Genomic DNA, 17521 nt, shown 5'->3' with positions numbered 1-17521 from the left:
TACAATAAATTTTATGGATAAATTAGAAACCTACAAAAGGTAAAGTATTTAAAATATGAAATATCCATACTTTAAAGCATAAATAAACGCTTTATTTCCATAAAAATAAAAAAGTTTGAAAATTATAGTTTTCAATACAAAATTAGAATTTAATATGTATTTTTACCTTTTATCATACTTTTTTAAGTATTTTATATTTTTTAGTCTAAAAAGTTTTTTGACTCATAAAAAGCTTTTTTTTACTAAGTTGATGCTAAAATATTCTTTTAAAATAAAATTGGGAAAATAAAAATGAAATATCCTTTAGATTGTGAAGAAAGTTTTGAAAAATCTTTTTTATTTTGGTTGGCCAAATATGTAAAATTTAAACTCAATTCTCTTTCAAATAAAGAACTCAAAAATCCAGAAATTTTAGCTAAAATCAATTTTGCGCTTACCAAAGGCATTTCAAATATAGAAGAATTAGATGCTTTAGCAAAAAAAGCAAGAAATATAGGTTTAAGCGGAGTTAATACCTATTTTAATCCTTTAAAAAAGCTTTTTGAATATTTGAAATTTTACAAACTCCATTCCTTAAAACAAATCGATGAAGAGCTAATCGTTGAAATTTTAGCCAGTATTACGGGATCTTTATCTGATGCAAGTAAAAAAAATCACAGAATTGCTGTGATTAATTTTTTTGATTTTTTAGATAAACAAAATGAAGAAGATGGTAAATCTCATATCTTTGATATTAATCTTAAAAATTGGGCAGGAATTACAGGTTCTAAAGGTGTTAAACTGCCCGAATTTATGAGCGAAGAAGAAGTTAAAAAATTTCTTGATGCTATAGAAAATGCTGATTTTAAAAGCAATACTATACGCAATCAACTCATTATCAAAATCATCATTTTTACAGGAATTCGAGTCAGTGAAGCTATCAACATAAAAATGGGCGATATTAGCGAAGAAAACGATCTTTATCTTATAAGAATAAGATCAAAAGGTAATAAATACCGTATTGTTATGATTAAAAAAGAACTCATAGAGCATTTGCTTAAAAATGTCCAAATAAACTATATGAGCAAAGATACCTTGCTTTTTGTCAATAAAAAAGGCACTCCCCTAACCCAATCTTACGTTAGTCGCATCGTTGAGCAACTTTTATTTCGCGCAGGAATTCGCAAACAAAAAAATGGAGCACACATGCTGCGTCATACTTTTGCCACTTTGCTTTATAAAAAACAAAAAGATTTAGTTTTAGTGCAAGAAGCCTTAGGACATGCGAGCTTAAATACCTCAAGAATTTATACTCATTTTGATAACGACAAATTAAAACTTGCTGCACAAGTTGCAAAGGAGATCAGTGAGCGCTGAAAATTTTGCAGTTTTTGGAAAGTATTTGTATTATGATCTAAAATACATTTTAAGAGCTTGCAATCAAAAACAAAGCAAAAAATATTTCAATTTTGCTAAAAAACATAAAGAAAAATTTTATTTTATAGTCCTTGTTGATTATGAATTTTATAAATATTTATATGATGATAATTTTAAAAGCAAAGAGGCTTATTTGGTGTTTTTTGCTTACAAAAAAAGGAGGGAATTTTCTGTTTTTTCTATTGAAGAGGATAGATTTTTACCCTCTTTTTATGATGGGCTTAATTTTCAAAACTATAAAGAAAATTTTTTAAAAGTTAAAGAAGCGATTGCCAAAGGTCAAAGCTATCAAGTCAATCTCACTCAAAATTTTCATTTTGACACTTTACTTGATGGCTTTGATTTATTTAATCTTTTATTAAAAAGACAAAATACACAATTTAAAGCTTATATTAAAGATGAAAATCGAGAAATTTTATCTTTTTCTCCGGAATTATTTTTCAAAACTAAAAATAATACAATCATCACAAAACCTATGAAAGGAACAATCAAACGAGATAAAGATCCAAAAAAAGATAAGGAAAATAAACTTTTTTTAAAAAATGATATTAAAAACTTAAGCGAAAATGTGATGATTGCTGATCTTTTAAGGAATGATCTTTCTAAGCTTATTAAAAAACAAAGTATGAAAGTAAAACTTTTTAAGATACAAAGTTACCCTACTTTGCACCAAATGACTTCTACAATCAAGGGCTCTTTAAAGAAAAATATTGATTTTTATAAAATTTTCAAAGCTCTTTTTCCTTGTGGATCAATCACCGGTGCTCCTAAAATTGAAACCATAAAACTCATCGAAAATCTTGAAAAAAGAGAACGTGGAATTTATTGTGGTTCGATAGGACTTATACATAAAAATAAAAGCAAATTTAGCGTTGCAATACGCACTTTAGAAAAAAGAGAAAATTATCAATACAGCGTAGGCGGTGGTTTGGTTTGGGATTCTAATTTAAATGATGAATTTGATGAGTTAAAATTAAAGGCTAAATTTTTAATGCCTAAAGATTTTTTTCTTTTTGAAACCATGTATTATAAAAATGGCAAAATTCTGTTTTTCAAACAACACCTACAAAGGCTTTTAAATTCGGCTATAAAATTTGATTTTAACACTCAAATTTTACTTAAAGAATTTAGTCAAATATTACAAGAAAAAGCCGATGCAAATGAGTTTTTAAACCTAAGTATCCACAAACTAAATAAAAAGCTTTTTTTGAAAGAGCATAATTTATTTTATACTAGCAAACTTGAAACTAAACACAAACAAGCCATTGTGAAACTTACTTTAGAAAAAAATGGAAATTATCATATTTCTTATCATCATATAAAAGATAACACAAACAATACCCTATTTTTAAGCAAGGAAAAATTAAATTCAAAAAGTGATTTTTTATATCATAAAAGTTCTATAAGAAAATTATACGAAGATAAGGCTTCATTGTGGAAAAATAATTCATGCTATGACATAGCGTTTTTCAATGAAAAAAATGAACTTTGCGAAGGATCAAGAAGTAATATACTTATAAATAAAAATGGCAAATTTTATACGCCACCTTTAAATAGCGGCTTATTAAATGGAATTTATCGCTCTTTTTTAGTGCAATTAGGCTATGTGCAAGAAAAAAATCTTTATGAAAAAGATTTGATAGAGGCGGATGAAATTTATTGCATTAATTCTGTTAGAGGCTTAAAAAAGGTTCATTTACAATGAAAAAAATTTTATTTATAGATAATTACGATTCTTTTAGCTATACCATTATTTTTTATTTAAAAGAATTAGGATATCAATGCAAAGTTATTAAAAATGACGAATTTAAAAAAGTAAAAGATTTAAGCCGATTTGATTTTACTCATCTAATCATCTCCCCAGGTCCAAATTCTCCTAAAGAATCAAAACTAAGCCTTAAAGCTATAAAATACTTTAAAAAAAGTAAAAAAATTTTAGGAATTTGCCTAGGGCATCAATGTATAGCCAAAGTCTTTAAGGGTGAAGTTAGCAAAATGGAAAATCCAACCCATGGTAAAACTTCAACCCTTATTTTTAAAAAAGATCCACTTTTTAAAGGCATAAAAAAAGATATTAAAATTTGTTTATATCATTCTTTGCACATAAGCAAAATGCCTAAAAAATGTAAAATTTTAGCCAAAAATTCTCAAGGTGTTATTATGGCGATTAAGCATAAAAAATACGATATTTACGGGGTTCAATTTCATCCTGAAGCCATTTTAAGCCAACAAGGTAAAAAAATACTCCGTAATTTTATGAAAATTCATTGATTTTAAATATAAAAAATATTAAAAAAATGACGATATTTAAGATGTAAAAATTTATTAGGAAAAATTATGCAAATCAATAATGCTTTAAGCGGCTTAAATCAATACACTAAAATAAATTCGGATAAAGAAAATAGTCAAACAAAAGAAGAAGTAAAAGAAAATCAAAAATCAAATTCCGCTGTTGAAGTCACTATTTCCAAAGAAGCAAAAGAAAAATCAAATAAAGAAATAAATGCTAAAAATAATGAAAGCAATTCTCAAGGTGATAGCACTGATAAGCTTGCGCAATTAATGCAAAAATTAGCCCAAATACAAGCAAAAATAGCTGAACTTACAGGAAAAATGGCCAATGCTGATAAAAATCAACTTGCAAGTTTGCAAAGTCAAGTCTCAACTTTAATCAGTCAATCTTCAACTATCCAAGCACAAATTCAAGAGCTTCAAAATCAGCAAAATAAATAATTTTTCCAAAAGTTTAAGAATGCTATAATAAGGCATTTTAATTTTTAAGGAAAAATATGACTTTTTTAGAAATTGAAGGTGTTGATTCTTTACAAGGTGAAGTTCAAATCAGCGGTGCTAAAAATGCCGCCCTACCCTTAATCGCTTCCACTATACTTGCTAAAAATGAAGTTAAAATGTCCAATGTTCCTAATGTAGCAGATATTAAAACCTTAATATCCTTGCTTGAAAATTTAGGCGCAAAAACAAATTTTGAAAACAATACTGCAATTATAAACACAACCACACTTAATCAAACCATTGCCAAATATGATATCGTGCGTAAAATGCGCGCTTCTATACTCACACTAGGCCCACTGCTTTCACGTTTTGGGCATTGCGAGGTTTCATTGCCAGGAGGTTGCGCGATAGGTCAAAGACCTATTGATTTGCATTTAAGTGCTTTAGAAAAAATGGGAGCAAATATAGAGATCAAGCAAGGTTATGTGATCGCAAATGGCAAGCTTAAAGGGGCTGAAATTCTTTTTGATAAGATCACCGTTACAGGCAGTGAAAATATCATTATGGCCGCAGCTTTAGCCAAAGGAAAAACTAAGCTTTTAAATGTAGCTAAAGAGCCAGAAGTCGTGCAACTTTGTGAAGCATTAGCCGATGCGGGACTTGATATTAAAGGTATAGGAAGCAATGAACTTGAAATTTATGGCACAGATGGCGAGCTTTTAAATTTTAAAGAATTTAGCGTAATTCCTGATAGAATCGAAGCGGGAACTTATCTTTGCGCAGGGGCCATCACCAATTCACAAATCAAACTTAAAAAAGTCAATGCAGAACACCTAGGAGCTGTTTTAGCAAAACTCGATCAAATGGGTTTTAAAACCCTAATAGAAAATAACAATATCACCCTATTTCCAGCTAAAAAAATAGAACCTATAGAAATTTTAACCAGTGAATATCCAGGTTTTCCAACCGATATGCAAGCGCAATTTATGGCTTTAGCTTTAAAAGCAGAAGGAACAAGCATCATCGATGAAAGACTTTTTGAAAATCGTTTTATGCACGTAAGTGAGCTTTTAAGGATGGGAGCAGATATTAAACTTAACGGGCATATTGCAACCATAGTAGGTGGAAAAGAACTCAATGCAGCTGATGTTATGGCTACGGATTTACGCGCTTCTTCAGCTCTCATACTTGCTGCTCTTGCTGCTAAAGGTACAAGCAGAGTGCACCGAATTTATCACTTAGATAGAGGTTATGAAAATTTAGAAGATAAATTTAAAGCTTTAGGAGCTAAAATCACAAGGCTTGAGGAATGAAAAATCTTTTTGAAACCTTAAAAGATTTAGAAAAAGAAATCACGCCTTTAGAAGAAATTGAAATTATCAGTCTAGAAAATGCACAAAATCGCATCCTAGCAGAGGATCTTTATGCGCAAAAAAATTTACCCAGTTTTGATAATGCGGCATTAGATGGCTATGCTTTTAATTATGCGGATTTAAAAGAAGCTTTAAGCATAAAAGGCACTATCTTTGCAGGAGATAATCAAACTTATGAAATTGGCAAAAATGAATGCTATAAGATTATGACTGGAGCAAAAATGCCAAAAAATGCTGATACGATTTTAATGATCGAGGATGAGCATTTAGAAAATGGCAAGCTTATTATCAAAAAAATTCCTAAGCAGTTTAACGCAAGACGTTTAAAGGGTGAAGAATTAAAAAAAGGTGAATTTTTACTCAAAAAAGGCACGAAGTTAAATTCAAGACATATTGCCCTACTTGCCTCTCAAGGAATTTATAAAATTGAAGTTGTAAGAAAAATTCGCGTAGGCATTTTTTCAAGTGGCAATGAACTTAAAGAACCTTGGCAAATTTGCGATGAAGAAAACATTTACAATGCCAATGCATTGCCACTAATGACTATGCTAGAGCATTGTGAAATTCAATATCTTGGAATCGTAAAAGATGATTTTAACATAGTTAAAGATACCCTTTTTAAAACAAATTTTGATCTTTTAATTACTTCTGGTGGTGCAAGTGTGGGTGAAGCTGATTTTTTAAAAAAAGCTTTTGATGAGTTAAACTATAAGGCTATTTTCAAGGGTGTAAAAGCGCGCCCTGCTCGTCCTAGCAAACTTTATAAAAAAGATAAACAATTAGCCTTAGTTTTACCAGGAAATCCTATGGCGGCTTATCTTTCTTGTTTTATTTTTGCTAAAAAAATTATTGATTTGCTTTGCAATACTTCTCATAAATCTTTTAAGATTAGTGCTAAAATGGGTGTTGATCTAAAAATTAAAAAAGGAAGAAATAATTTCATTTTAGGAAATTTAGAAGATGAATTTTTCATGCCTTTTAATAACAATCAATTTGGATCAGGCATGATACTGCCTTTAATTAGTAGCGAATTCTTACTCATAAGCGAAGAGGATGTAGAAATTTATCAAAAAGGAGATCAAATACAGCTTTTAAAGCTCTAATTCTTGACAAAGAATAAAAAATTTATTACAATTTCGCTTTTACTTGCGGGAATAGCTCAGGGGTAGAGCACAACCTTGCCAAGGTTGGGGTCGCGAGTTCGAATCTCGTTTCCCGCTCCACTTTGATTCTTTCTTAAAAATTTAATACAATTTATTCTATACCCTATTTTAAACAATTAAAAGAATATGATTTATTTTAAATAAAGAATTAGCAATATTGCTAAAAAACAATATTGCTAAAAAACCAAACTTTAATTTAGAATGATTAATCTAAAGCTAAAAGAGTGAAAGATGAAGTCAAGGAAACTAATTTAGCTTTAAACTTACTCTTTGAAAGATGTTCATATCTTTAAATATTTTATCTTATTTAAAGATAATTGAAATTATACTAAAAAATAATTAAAATTATAAAATTAATTTTTTTTATAATTTAAATAAATAAATTTTATTAATTTTAAAGCAATATTTTTTTATTTTAATATTGATAATGAGTGAAAATAACACAAAAAACTACTTTTAAATTAAAGACAGAGAGTATGATATAATGCTAATCAAAAAAAGGATTTTTATACAATATAGCAATGGTATTTTCTTTTTGGCGCTGGATTTTCAAAATCTTTAATTAACTCTTACCCTACCCTTTCTGAATTATCAAAATACTTTATAGATAATGATTTTATATGAAAATGAAGAATAATTTAGAGCAACTTTTAACTTATCTTACAACTCTATTACCTTTTAAAACAAGAGGGGATGTTTTAAGAGGTGAAACGTCTTATCTTGAAAAGACAAAATAAAATAAGCAAATTTTTTATAAAATTACAAGCAAATGAGAAAATTGATAAAAAATGCTAAAAGGATTTTCATTCCCTATGACTGATTTATCCATTGTTTATCTTTTTCAAAATGCCTTATATTCAAATAAAAATGATTATAAAATATACGTTATCAATACTAAAAGCGATATTGAAAACAAAATAAAAAGATACAATGAAATTTTTGGAAAAGGTAAGTGCGATTTTAGTTTCTGTTGTAGCGATAATTTAGAAAAATTATCTAAACATTTAAATATTTACACTCAAAACTAAAAACGTTTTAAAGATAAAAAATATTTTTATAAATTTTGAATTTTTATTGCAGAGTATTGAAAGGTATTGAAAATTTCTAAAGAAATTTTCAATTACTGTTTTAGCCTAAAGTGTCATTTTCATCATAGTCATGAATATACGCATCGTTATTTTCCAAAGTTTCAACACTTCTTCCTATTCTTTCCCATCTAACAATACCTTTATTATCATCCCAAGAAAAATACACAAACCAAGGCTCCCCTTCTATAAATTTGTAAGGAACACTCCCCCAAAAACGACTATCATAAGAATAGTCTCTATTGTCTCCCATCATGAAATATTCATCTTTAGGAACTTCAAAAACGTAAGCATTTCCGCCATTAAAACCTATCTGATCTCCAAGTTCTTTAAAATAAGTTGGCGACATAGCAAAATCACCTATATTAAAATGTACCGATATATCACTTTCTATATCTTTTTTTGGATTATAATGAATCCCTTTTTCTTTATAAGGCTCTTTAACATAAATTTCCCCGCCAAGTTTAGCCAAATCTTTAGGATAATGAGCGCGCATAAATTCATCGCCCTCATGCATTCTTACATAAAGGGTTTTATTTGCATAAACTATCTTATCTCCCCCTACTCCAACGCAACGTTTGACAAAATGCTGTTTTGTATCTCTAGGATATCTAAAAACCACTATATCCCCTCTTTTTGGTCCCGATCCTGCGATTAAATGACCATTTTTATTAAAATCTGGCAAAACAGGAATTTCTAACCAAGGAATATGCGGAGTTGGGATACCATAACTGAATTTTTTAACAAATAAAAAATCATGTATCAATAAGGTATTTTTCATAGAACCACTAGGAATTACAAAAGCTTGCATAAAGAAAAACATAACTAAAAGAACAATAACAACCGTCCCAGTCCAAGACTGACAAAATCTATAAAGTTTTTTAAAAAAAATCATGAATTTTCCTATTTTAATCTATTTTTAGCCGATCTTACCGTATTTTCTAAAAGCATAGCAATAGTCATTGGCCCAACTCCTCCAGGAACTGGGGTAATAAAACTTGCTTTTTTTGAAACATTTTCAAAATCAACATCACCTACTATTCTACCATCATCAAGGCGATTGATCCCAACATCTACAACAATCACCCCCTCTTTTACCATATCAGAATGTAACAAATTCACACACCCAGCCGCTACCACAATTAAATCAGCTTTTTGAGTGTATATTTTTAAATCTTTTGTTTTAATATGACAAATACTCACCGTCGCACCAGCATTTAAAAACATCGTAGCCATAGGGCGTCCGACTATATTTGATTCTCCTATGATGACAACATCTAAGCCTTCTAAATTGATTTCATAAGATTTTAAAAGCCTCATAACCCCAAGCGGAGTGCAAGGTACAAATCCACTTTCTAAGCCTAAATTTAAATATCCTACATTGATAGGATGAAAACCATCTACATCTTTACTGCTTATGATACTTTCTAAAATTAAATTTTTATTAATATGACTTGGTAAAGGTAGCTGCACTAAAATTCCATGCACACTATCATCGTAATTTAAAGTATTAATGAGTGCTAAAAGTTCATTTTGGGTTGTATTTTCATCAAGATGATACACTAAAGATTTAATTCCACATGCTTCACAAGCTTTAGCTTTGGAATTAACATAAGTTTGACTTGCAGGATTATTGCCAACCAAAATCACAGCAAGACAAGTTTGCATACCCTGTTCCTTAAGCATTTGATTTTTTTCTTTAAGCTCTTCTTTGATTTTTAAACTTAAGGCTTTACCATCAAGTAAAATCATTACTTTCCTTTATAAAATTTTATTACTTTTTTAAAGTAAAAATTGTATCATATTAAAATTTCATTAGCAAGGTTAAATTTTGAAAATTCTTATAACATTTTTATTCACAACCCTCATTCTTTTTGGTTCTGATTTTATAACCCCAAGAGAATACGCTAAAATGCTTTATGAAAACCCTAGAGGAATCAGTTGCAAAAAATGTCATGGAAATGACGGAAGTGAGCAAATTTTAGGATACTATCTAAAAAAAGGGGTTAAAACGCCTTATAAAATCCCAAGCATTCAAAATCTTAGTTTTGAAAAATTTAAAAACTCACTCAATCAAATTAAAAACGCTAAATCCATTATGCCAAATTATTCATTAACCAATGAAGAAATTGTAAGCTTGTATAATTACATTAGCCAATTTAATAAAAATAAAAAACAACAACCCATAAACACCAAAGGAGTAAAAAATGACAAATAAAAAAGCTTTTGAACAAGCATGTAAAATCATAGCAGGTGGCGTAAATTCACCAGTTAGAGCCTTTAGTAATGTAGAAAGTGAGCCTAGATTTATCGATCATGGTAAGGGCGCTTATATTGTTGATATTGAAGGAAAATCTTATATTGACTATGTGCAAAGTTGGGGGCCTTTGCTTTTTGGTCATTGCGATAAAGATATTCAAAAGGCTTGTCAAAATGCTCTTAAAAAGGGATCAAGTTTTGGAGCCCCTACTTTATTAGAAACTGAACTTGCAAATTTGGTTTTATCAGATTTTCCACATTTAGATAAAATCCGTTTTGTCAATAGCGGAACAGAAGCAACAATGAGTGCGATTCGCCTTGCACGTGGATTTACAAAAAAAGATAAAATATTAAAATTTGAAGGGTGTTATCACGGACATTCAGATTCTTTACTAGTGAGTGCTGGAAGTGGTGCTGCTACCTTTAATACTCCAAGTTCTTTAGGAGTGTTAAATGAAATCGCACAATTTACTTTAGTTGCAAAATACAATGACATTCAAAGCGTCAAAGAACTTTTTAAACAACATCAAGATATCGCTTGTGTTATCATAGAACCTATAGCTGGAAATATGGGCTTAGTACCGGCTAAACAAGAATTTTTAGAAGAGTTGGTACAAATTTGCAAAGCAAATCAAACTTTACTTATTTTTGATGAAGTTATGAGTGGTTATAGAGCTTCATATCTTGGATCTTATGGAGTTAATCATATTGAAGCTGATATTGTCACTTTTGGAAAGGTTATTGGTGGCGGATTACCAGCAGCAGCTTTTGCAGCTAGAGCTGAAATTATGGATATTTTAAGTCCTTTAGGTGGGGTTTATCAAGCTGGAACTTTAAGCGGAAATCCTTTGGCTATGGCAGCAGGAATTGCTAGCATTTCTAAGGCAAAAAAGAAAAAAGATCTTTATGAAAAATTAGCTAAGTTAGCTAAAAAATTAACTCATGGTATGAAAAAATTAGCTTTTGAGAAAGGAATTCCTTTGCAAACTTGCTATGTTGGCTCTATGTTTGGTTATTTTTTCACAGAAAAGCCGGTTGAAAATTATCAAGATGCTTTAAAATCAGATCTTAAACTTTTTTCAAAATTCCACCAAAAAATGCTTAAAAATGGAATTTATCTTGCTCCTTCACAATTTGAAACGGGTTTTATTTGCTCTAAAATGAATAATAAAATGATCGACTCCACTTTAGAAGCCGTAAAAGAAAGCTTTAAGCACCTATGAATAGAAAAAAAATCATCCATAAAACCATAGAAGCTGCCGATGGCTTAAGCCTTGGAATTTCTATGGTTGTTGCTGTTTTAATTGGTATTGGTATTGGATATTTACTCAAAAAATTTACCCCTTATCCTTGGTTATTTTGGCTTGGGGTTTTTTGGGGAATTTCTGGCGCAATACTCAACGTTTATAAAGCCTATAAAAAACAAGTAAAAACTTATGAAGAATTTGCAAAACGCGATGAATTAGTAAAAGAAATTATCCAAAAAGAGAAAAATAAATAATGCAATACAAAAAAGCATTTGCTGTGATTATATTTTTAATTCATATTGCATTTTTTTTATCTTTTTTATTTTTAACCCCTTTCAGTCTAAATATATTTTTTAGCTTTGAAATAGCTTTTTTTAGTATTTTACTAGTTATTATAGCCTCTTATCTTAGCTACAAAAAAATGATCTATTCTCAAGCAAGAAAATACAAAATTAATCAAAATTTATTTTTATTTTCTCTTAAAAAAGTGAAAAGTCTGCCTAAAAATATAAAATTTACAATCCTAAAAGACGATTTAGAATTTAGTATAAAAAATAAAATGTATTTTTTTGCAGCATTTTTTAATTTATTAAAAATTTTTGCTTATGTGGTTTTAGTTGCGGGTTTTTTATTTTTACACAGACAAGGAATACTTCACATTGTTGGCTATTTGTGTGGAATTTCAAGCTTGCTTATTTGTATTTTTATTTTTATTATGTATGTAAGATATGAGTCCAAAAAGAATTATTAAATCAATGACAGCACTTTTTGCCAGCATGGCTTTTTTATTTGCTGGTAATGCTTTGATTGTCACTTCAATCGGCGTTGTTCTTAAAGAAAGAGGAGAAGGTCCTTTAGTCGTAGGAATTATCAGCTCTTGTTTTTTTATCGGCGGACTTATTGGAACTATAAGTGCGCATAAAATTATTTCAAAAATAGGTCATATACGATCTTTTGGCTTATTTGGCGCTATTTTTGGAATTTCAGCTATGTTGCATACTATCAGCAATAATCTCATTTTTTGGGCTGTTTTAAGGTTTTTAATAGGCATTTGCTATTATGGCTTTTTAATGGTAATAGAATCTTGGCTCAATGAAAAAAGTAAAAACGCTATACGTTCGAGAATACTAGGATTTTATGAAATAGTATTTTATCTTTCTTTTGGCATAGGGACTTTAATCATCGCTCTTAATCTAAGCAGACATAATGTTTTTATTTTAAGTGCCGCTTTGATTTTATTTTCTTCTTTGCCGCTAAATTTGATCAAGATAAAAGAACCTCTTTTGCCCGCGTCAAGCCCTATTTCCATACCAAAAGTTTTTGATATCGCACCTTTGGCCATCATCACTAGTTTTATAGCTGGAATGCTTATAAATGGCTTTTTTTCAATGGCTCCTTTATTTATACTTTTACAAAAATTTAACAATCAAGCTGTGTCTTATTTTACTTTTTGTGGAATTTTAGGTGGCTTTTTTGCTCAAACTATCATGGGAACCATCTCAGATAAACTAGGTAGAAAATTTGCCATTATTACTTGTGCGAGTATAGGTTTTTTCACTATGCTTGTCTTTGTTTTTTTTAAACCTTGTTTGTATATTCAATATTGCTTGTCTTTCTTGCTAGGTATGGGAATTTTTTGCCTCTATGCTTTGGCGCTTGCTAGAGCTAATGATGTTTTGGTGATCAAAAATAAAGGCGTAGAATTAGGACGCGGTGTTCTTTTTTGCTATTCTTTGGGATCTTTATTTGGACCTTTGATTTTGGGTCTTTTGATGCAATATTTTGATACAAAAGGTTTTACTTGGTTTTATATTTCCTTACTTGGATTTTTAATACTTTTTACCATCAATAGACCTAATATCCTAAGTAAAAAATTCAGCAAAAAGCCTGGAAATATGGTGATGCTAGATGATTAATACTCAGCTTACAAGTCAAATTGCTAACGCACAAAAAAATGATATCAAGCTAGATAATACTCCAACAAAAGATAAAGTAAATTCTAAAGAAAATCCAAAAGAAGCGCTTTCTAATGCTCTAAAACAAAATTTAGGCCTAGATAAAGATGCAAGCAATGAAGAGATTATTTCTAAGCTTATCCAAAATGAAACTGGTACAAAACTTAAAGAACTTGTTAATAAGCTTTTAGAACAAATCAATTCTCAAAAAAATCCTGATTCGCCCATACTCAAACAAAGTAAAAATTTAAACTTAGCTCCCAATTTTGCTAATGAATTAAAAACATTAAGCACTGAACTTGCTAAAGATGATGTTTTTTCTCAAGTTTTAGATAAACTAAACCAAATTTTAAAACCAGCAAGTGAAATTAAAAATAATAATCTAGCTCCATTATTTAAAAATTCGGGTGTATTTTTTGAAGCAAAATTAAAAGATGCTTTAAATGAAGAAAACCTGCCTAAAAGTTTTTATTCTCTTTTAAGCACGATTAAAGGCTTAAGCAATGAAAAACTTAGTGTCCAAATCGCTCAATTGGCTGCTGCAAATTTAAGCCCAAAAGAAACCCTAAAAGAACTTAAAAATATATTGCAAACCAACAAAAAGGAAAATACACAAATTTTAGATCAAAGCTCTTTTAAAGCTCTTCTTAAATTAGGCTCTAAAATAGAAAATTTTAAAAATTACATCACAAAAAATCCTAGCTTAGCTCAAAATAAAATCATCGATATCGCTTATAAAATTTCAAAAGAAATAAAAACCTTAAAAAATGATTTTTTCAAAGCCTTAAACAAACCAGAAAATATAATGATTCAAGATACAAATATATTAAAAAATACTGCCAAAGCCTTTGAAAAACTAGAAAATACCTTAAAAAATATTTTAGAAAAATCAAATTTAAAAATGCCCAATCATGATGAAGATGATATTTTAAAAAACCTTATTTCAGATAAAAATGAAACTAAAAATGAAAATTCTCACGAAGTAAAAAACCACGACAAACAAACACAAGATAACAAATTAGAACATAAAACAAAAGATCATGATCAAGAAAATGATCATTTAAATGATCAAAAAACAAACAAAGAAGAAGAAAAAGAAATAGAAAATTTTCAAGATAAAAAAAATGAAAATACTAAAAATAATTCAAATCAAGAAAATATAAAAAATACTCCTAAAGAAAATGCTAAATTTTTTGAAACCAAAAATGAAAACAATATGCAGAAAATACCTCAAAATAACACACAAAGTCAAGAAAATCTTTTTAAAAATCAAGAAATTTTTAACAAGCAAAATAATGTCAAAAATTTAGCCTTTGTAGTAGAAAATTTAGATCTAGATCAAGTACAAAATCTAAGCAAGGATCTTGGCAATCTTTCAAGAAGACTCAATGAAAGCTTAAGAGAATTAGAACCTCATGTTCAACGCACAAAAACCAATCAAGCCGAAATAAAAAATTTAGAACGCAAACTTGATTTATCTATGAAGGATTTAGCCCAAATCAAGCCAAAAACAGATCAAGATATAGCAGAATCTTTACATCACGATATCAAATCCACTCTTTTACAAATTTCAAATTTAGCCAAAAACGAAGGCAATGAAGCTGTTTATAATCAAACCAATAGGCTTTTAGCCCAAATTGAAATCAATCAGCTTATTTCCTTAGCGAATGATTCTATTAATACTTATTTGCCTTTTTCTTGGGAAGATCTTAATGATTCTAAGATTATGTTTAGAAGAGGTAAAAAAGATAAATTCTTTGCCCAAATAAAACTCGAATTTGCTAAACTTGGTGATTTAGAAATTTTAATTTCTTTAAACCATGAAAAATATATAGATATAAACATCATGGCTGAAAATAAAGAATTTAGAAAAACGATTTATGAAAATGCACACGAACTTAAAAAAAATATCAACAAAGCAGGGCTTTTAAGCGCTAATTTCTTTGTAGGCGATATCATAAGAAGCAAATTTGATAGCAGGGATATAAAGAATTTAGATCTTGAAATGGGTATGGATAAAACAGTATGAGTAAGATTAAAAAATCCATCAAAAAAGCTGTAGCCTTAGGCTATCAAAAAGAAAAACACTCTGCACCAAAAGTTCTTGCAAGTGGCAAAGGAGAAAATGCTGCTAAAATCATTTCTTTAGCTAAAGAACATGGAGTACCTATAAAAGAAGATGAGGATTTAATCGAAATTTTAAGCAAACTCGATCTTGGAGATGAAATTCCGCCAAATATGTATAAAGCAGTGGCTGAAGTTTTTGCCTTTATCTATCAAATGGCAAATAAAACTCCTAAAAATTAATCAGAAATACTCTCTCCAAATTTAATTTTTTGCCCTATTTCTAATTTTTTATTCCATATACCTTTTTGGGCGATCAACACTATAGTAGAACCCAATTCAAAATACCCAAGTTCTTCAGCTTTTTTTACTCTTAAATTTTCATACTTTTTCGTAAAGCTATAAGAAAATTTAGCATTAGTTCTAATGCTATCATCAAAATTAAAACGCATTTTTCCAACATTTTGTGCGCCTATAAAAACAAGCCAAAAAACACCTTTTTCATTTTGACATTTTAAACTTACTCTTTCATTTTTAGTATAAAGATTGCTAATAGACTTTAAATGCTTTTCATTGACACTATAAAGTGTTCCTCTTGTATAAGTCGCACTTAAAATTTGCATATCGCAAGGACTGTGATAGCGATGATAATCTCTTGGCGAAAGATAAATATTGATATAATCTAATCCTTTTTCTAATTCATAAGGATCAAAACTATCTTTTAAAAGTTCTTCAACACTGTAAGTGTGTCCTTTAATAGAAAAAGCGAAATATTCTTCATCGGCTAAAAAAGTACTTCCGCATTGCAAAATTTTTCCATCACTAGGACTGATAAAACCTTCTCCTATGGTGCGTGGAATTTTCATAGTTCTTGTGAAAAGCTCATTTAAACTTCTATATTCTAAAACATCATCAAATTCACTCATATCGATTTTAAAATAATTCACATACCATTGATTGATTTTTTTTTGAATGATTTTTGGAAATTTAAATTGAGCTATAAGGCCAAAAAGTTTAGAACTTTCTCTTGAAAAATTCATTATAAATCTCCTTTAAGATTTAAAATAGCAATTTCACTCGGAGCAAAAACTCTAAGACTTGGACCCCAAAAACCTGCCCCGCTGCTAACATATAATTTTGTTTTTGCGCTTAAATTATAAAGCCCATAAACAAAACCTTGCTGAAGTTTAACCAAAAACATAAAAGGGAAAATTTGTCCCCCGTGGGTATGTCCGCTTAAAATCAAATCAAAGGCACTCAAATCATAGAGCAAAGCTGCTTTTGGCTGATGTGTTAGCAAAATACTTGGTTTTGATGTATTTAAATCCGCTTTAATCCTTGCTAAATTAGGAGCATATAACCCCTTGCTTATTCCGGCTAGATCTGCTAAACCGGCAACATTGATAAAACCTAAATCTACATTTTGATTGAGTAAAATTTTCATTTTTGTATGAGTTTTAAGCAAGTTTAAAACTTGATTGATTCCATGATAATACTCGTGATTCCCCACAGTGTAAAAAGTTCCATAAGTGGATTTAAAATTATTTAATTTTGAAATATAAGGCGCTAAATCTTTAGGATTTGCATCTATTAAATCGCCGATGATAAAAATCATATCCGGTTTTTGCAAATTGACTTTATTGATCACTTGATCTAGAAATTTTTCATGTAAATTTTTACCCAAATGCATATCTGTTAAAACAGCTATTTTTAGATCTTTTTTTAAGCCATTGATTTTTAAATTTAAAGTATTGATTTCAGGAATTCTTAAAGCATTGCAAATACTCATATAGATTAAAAATACAGAAATACAAATAACAATAATTTCAAAAATCAAACAAATAAAGATATTGATCTTTTTATAAGCTCTCCCTAAAAGAATTAAAAAAAGTCTAAAAAAATCAAGTATTAAAGTAACAAAAAAAAGACAATAACTTGGAGCATAAGTCATGGATAAAATTTCATACCATGTATCATTTAGATAATCGTCCCTTCTTAAGATCAAAAAAACAATTTGAGCTAAAAAAAGCACAAAAAAAGCTAATGCAAAAATTTTTTGAAAATACTTAAAAAGTAAAAATTTTTTAATCAAACGCTTATAAACATATAAATTAACTAAACCAAATATAACTAAAATAATAAAAGATAGAAACAAATACATCATAAAAGTAATTATATCAAGTAAATATTAAATATCTGTATAAAATTATTTGTTATAATTTGTTT

The 17521-nt window shown here is 29.1% G+C and carries 18 protein-coding genes and 1 tRNA gene; 15 read left to right on the top strand and 4 right to left on the bottom strand.

The genetic code is table 11. From position 1 onward, the window contains the following. Positions 1-291 precede the first annotated feature (291 nt). The 8 genes from H2279_RS04780 (at position 292) to H2279_RS04745 (ending at position 7713) form a co-directional block, all read left to right on the top strand. On the top strand, positions 292-1356 hold the full coding sequence (locus H2279_RS04780; protein WP_337195790.1) for a tyrosine-type recombinase/integrase: 1065 nt from the start codon (positions 292-294) through the stop codon (positions 1354-1356). Then, on the top strand, positions 1346-3121 hold the full coding sequence (locus tag H2279_RS04775; RefSeq protein ID WP_337195789.1) for a bifunctional chorismate-binding protein/class IV aminotransferase: 1776 nt from the start codon (positions 1346-1348) through the stop codon (positions 3119-3121). The genes H2279_RS04780 and H2279_RS04775 overlap by 11 nt, the downstream gene beginning before the upstream one ends. Further along, on the top strand, positions 3118-3687 hold the full coding sequence (locus tag H2279_RS04770) for an anthranilate synthase component II (protein ID WP_337195788.1): 570 nt from the start codon (positions 3118-3120) through the stop codon (positions 3685-3687). The genes H2279_RS04775 and H2279_RS04770 overlap by 4 nt, the downstream gene beginning before the upstream one ends. A 66-nt stretch (positions 3688-3753) precedes the next feature. Further along, complete coding sequence (gene fspA, locus H2279_RS04765) at positions 3754-4149, top strand: flagellum-secreted nonflagellar protein FspA (RefSeq protein ID WP_337195787.1); 396 nt, start codon at positions 3754-3756, stop codon at positions 4147-4149. A 56-nt stretch (positions 4150-4205) separates the two neighbouring features. Beyond that, positions 4206-5462 (top strand): UDP-N-acetylglucosamine 1-carboxyvinyltransferase, encoded by a 1257-nt coding sequence (gene murA, locus H2279_RS04760; protein ID WP_337195786.1) that lies wholly within the window; start codon positions 4206-4208, stop codon positions 5460-5462. Continuing rightward, positions 5459-6625, top strand: a complete 1167-nt coding sequence (locus H2279_RS04755; RefSeq protein ID WP_337195785.1) for a molybdopterin molybdotransferase MoeA — start codon at positions 5459-5461, stop codon at positions 6623-6625. The genes murA and H2279_RS04755 overlap by 4 nt, the downstream gene beginning before the upstream one ends. A gap of 45 nt (positions 6626-6670) precedes the next feature. Further along, positions 6671-6745 (top strand) — tRNA-Gly (locus H2279_RS04750). Positions 6746-7497: 752 nt separating this feature from the next. Beyond that, positions 7498-7713: a hypothetical protein gene (locus H2279_RS04745; RefSeq protein WP_337195784.1), complete on the top strand. Its 216-nt coding sequence runs from the start codon at positions 7498-7500 to the stop codon at positions 7711-7713. Positions 7714-7813: 100 nt separating this feature from the next. On the opposite strand, the gene lepB is transcribed toward H2279_RS04745, so the two are convergent. Next, positions 7814-8665: a signal peptidase I gene (lepB, locus tag H2279_RS04740; protein WP_337195783.1), complete on the bottom strand. Its 852-nt coding sequence runs from the start codon at positions 8663-8665 to the stop codon at positions 7814-7816. Between the two features lie 8 nt (positions 8666-8673). Beyond that, complete coding sequence (gene folD, locus H2279_RS04735; RefSeq protein WP_337195782.1) at positions 8674-9522, bottom strand: bifunctional methylenetetrahydrofolate dehydrogenase/methenyltetrahydrofolate cyclohydrolase FolD; 849 nt, start codon at positions 9520-9522, stop codon at positions 8674-8676. Positions 9523-9601: 79 nt separating this feature from the next. Here folD and H2279_RS04730 point away from each other — a divergent pair, with 79 nt between their 5' ends. Genes H2279_RS04730 through H2279_RS04700 form a run of 7 tightly spaced genes read left to right on the top strand, consistent with a single transcriptional unit; the run spans position 9602 to position 15538 of the window. Further along, positions 9602-9988, top strand: coding sequence for a c-type cytochrome (locus tag H2279_RS04730; protein ID WP_337195781.1), 387 nt, complete (start codon positions 9602-9604; stop codon positions 9986-9988). Further along, the gene (hemL, locus tag H2279_RS04725) at positions 9978-11252 is read left to right on the top strand and encodes a glutamate-1-semialdehyde 2,1-aminomutase (protein ID WP_337195780.1); all 1275 of its coding nucleotides are present in this window, start codon (positions 9978-9980) and stop codon (positions 11250-11252) included. Before H2279_RS04730 ends, hemL begins: the two co-directional genes overlap by 11 nt. Continuing rightward, positions 11249-11530, top strand: a complete 282-nt coding sequence (locus tag H2279_RS04720) for an AtpZ/AtpI family protein (protein WP_137623642.1) — start codon at positions 11249-11251, stop codon at positions 11528-11530. The genes hemL and H2279_RS04720 overlap by 4 nt, the downstream gene beginning before the upstream one ends. Continuing rightward, the gene (locus H2279_RS04715; protein WP_337195779.1) at positions 11530-12027 is read left to right on the top strand and encodes a hypothetical protein; all 498 of its coding nucleotides are present in this window, start codon (positions 11530-11532) and stop codon (positions 12025-12027) included. Before H2279_RS04720 ends, H2279_RS04715 begins: the two co-directional genes overlap by 1 nt. Further along, entirely contained in the window at positions 12005-13192 is a 1188-nt protein-coding gene (locus tag H2279_RS04710; protein ID WP_137623643.1) for an MFS transporter, read from the top strand. Before H2279_RS04715 ends, H2279_RS04710 begins: the two co-directional genes overlap by 23 nt. Next, positions 13185-15260: a flagellar hook-length control protein FliK gene (locus H2279_RS04705; RefSeq protein ID WP_337195778.1), complete on the top strand. Its 2076-nt coding sequence runs from the start codon at positions 13185-13187 to the stop codon at positions 15258-15260. The genes H2279_RS04710 and H2279_RS04705 overlap by 8 nt, the downstream gene beginning before the upstream one ends. After that, on the top strand, positions 15257-15538 hold the full coding sequence (locus H2279_RS04700; protein WP_337195777.1) for a FlhB-like flagellar biosynthesis protein: 282 nt from the start codon (positions 15257-15259) through the stop codon (positions 15536-15538). The genes H2279_RS04705 and H2279_RS04700 overlap by 4 nt, the downstream gene beginning before the upstream one ends. On the opposite strand, the gene H2279_RS04695 is transcribed toward H2279_RS04700, so the two are convergent. Then, the gene (locus H2279_RS04695) at positions 15535-16335 is read right to left on the bottom strand and encodes a phosphatidylserine decarboxylase (protein ID WP_337195776.1); all 801 of its coding nucleotides are present in this window, start codon (positions 16333-16335) and stop codon (positions 15535-15537) included. The two genes, H2279_RS04700 and H2279_RS04695, sit on opposite strands and share 4 nt — an antisense overlap. Further along, positions 16335-17459, bottom strand: a complete 1125-nt coding sequence (locus tag H2279_RS04690) for a metallophosphoesterase (RefSeq protein WP_337195775.1) — start codon at positions 17457-17459, stop codon at positions 16335-16337. The genes H2279_RS04695 and H2279_RS04690 overlap by 1 nt, the downstream gene beginning before the upstream one ends. Positions 17460-17521 lie beyond the last annotated feature (62 nt).

This window comes from Campylobacter sp. B0100352/1 (assembly GCF_020135855.1).
Classification (GTDB): domain Bacteria; phylum Campylobacterota; class Campylobacteria; order Campylobacterales; family Campylobacteraceae; genus Campylobacter_D; species Campylobacter_D taeniopygiae.
Note: the sequence above shows the minus strand (reverse complement) of the source record. Positions and strands in the feature narration are given on the sequence as shown.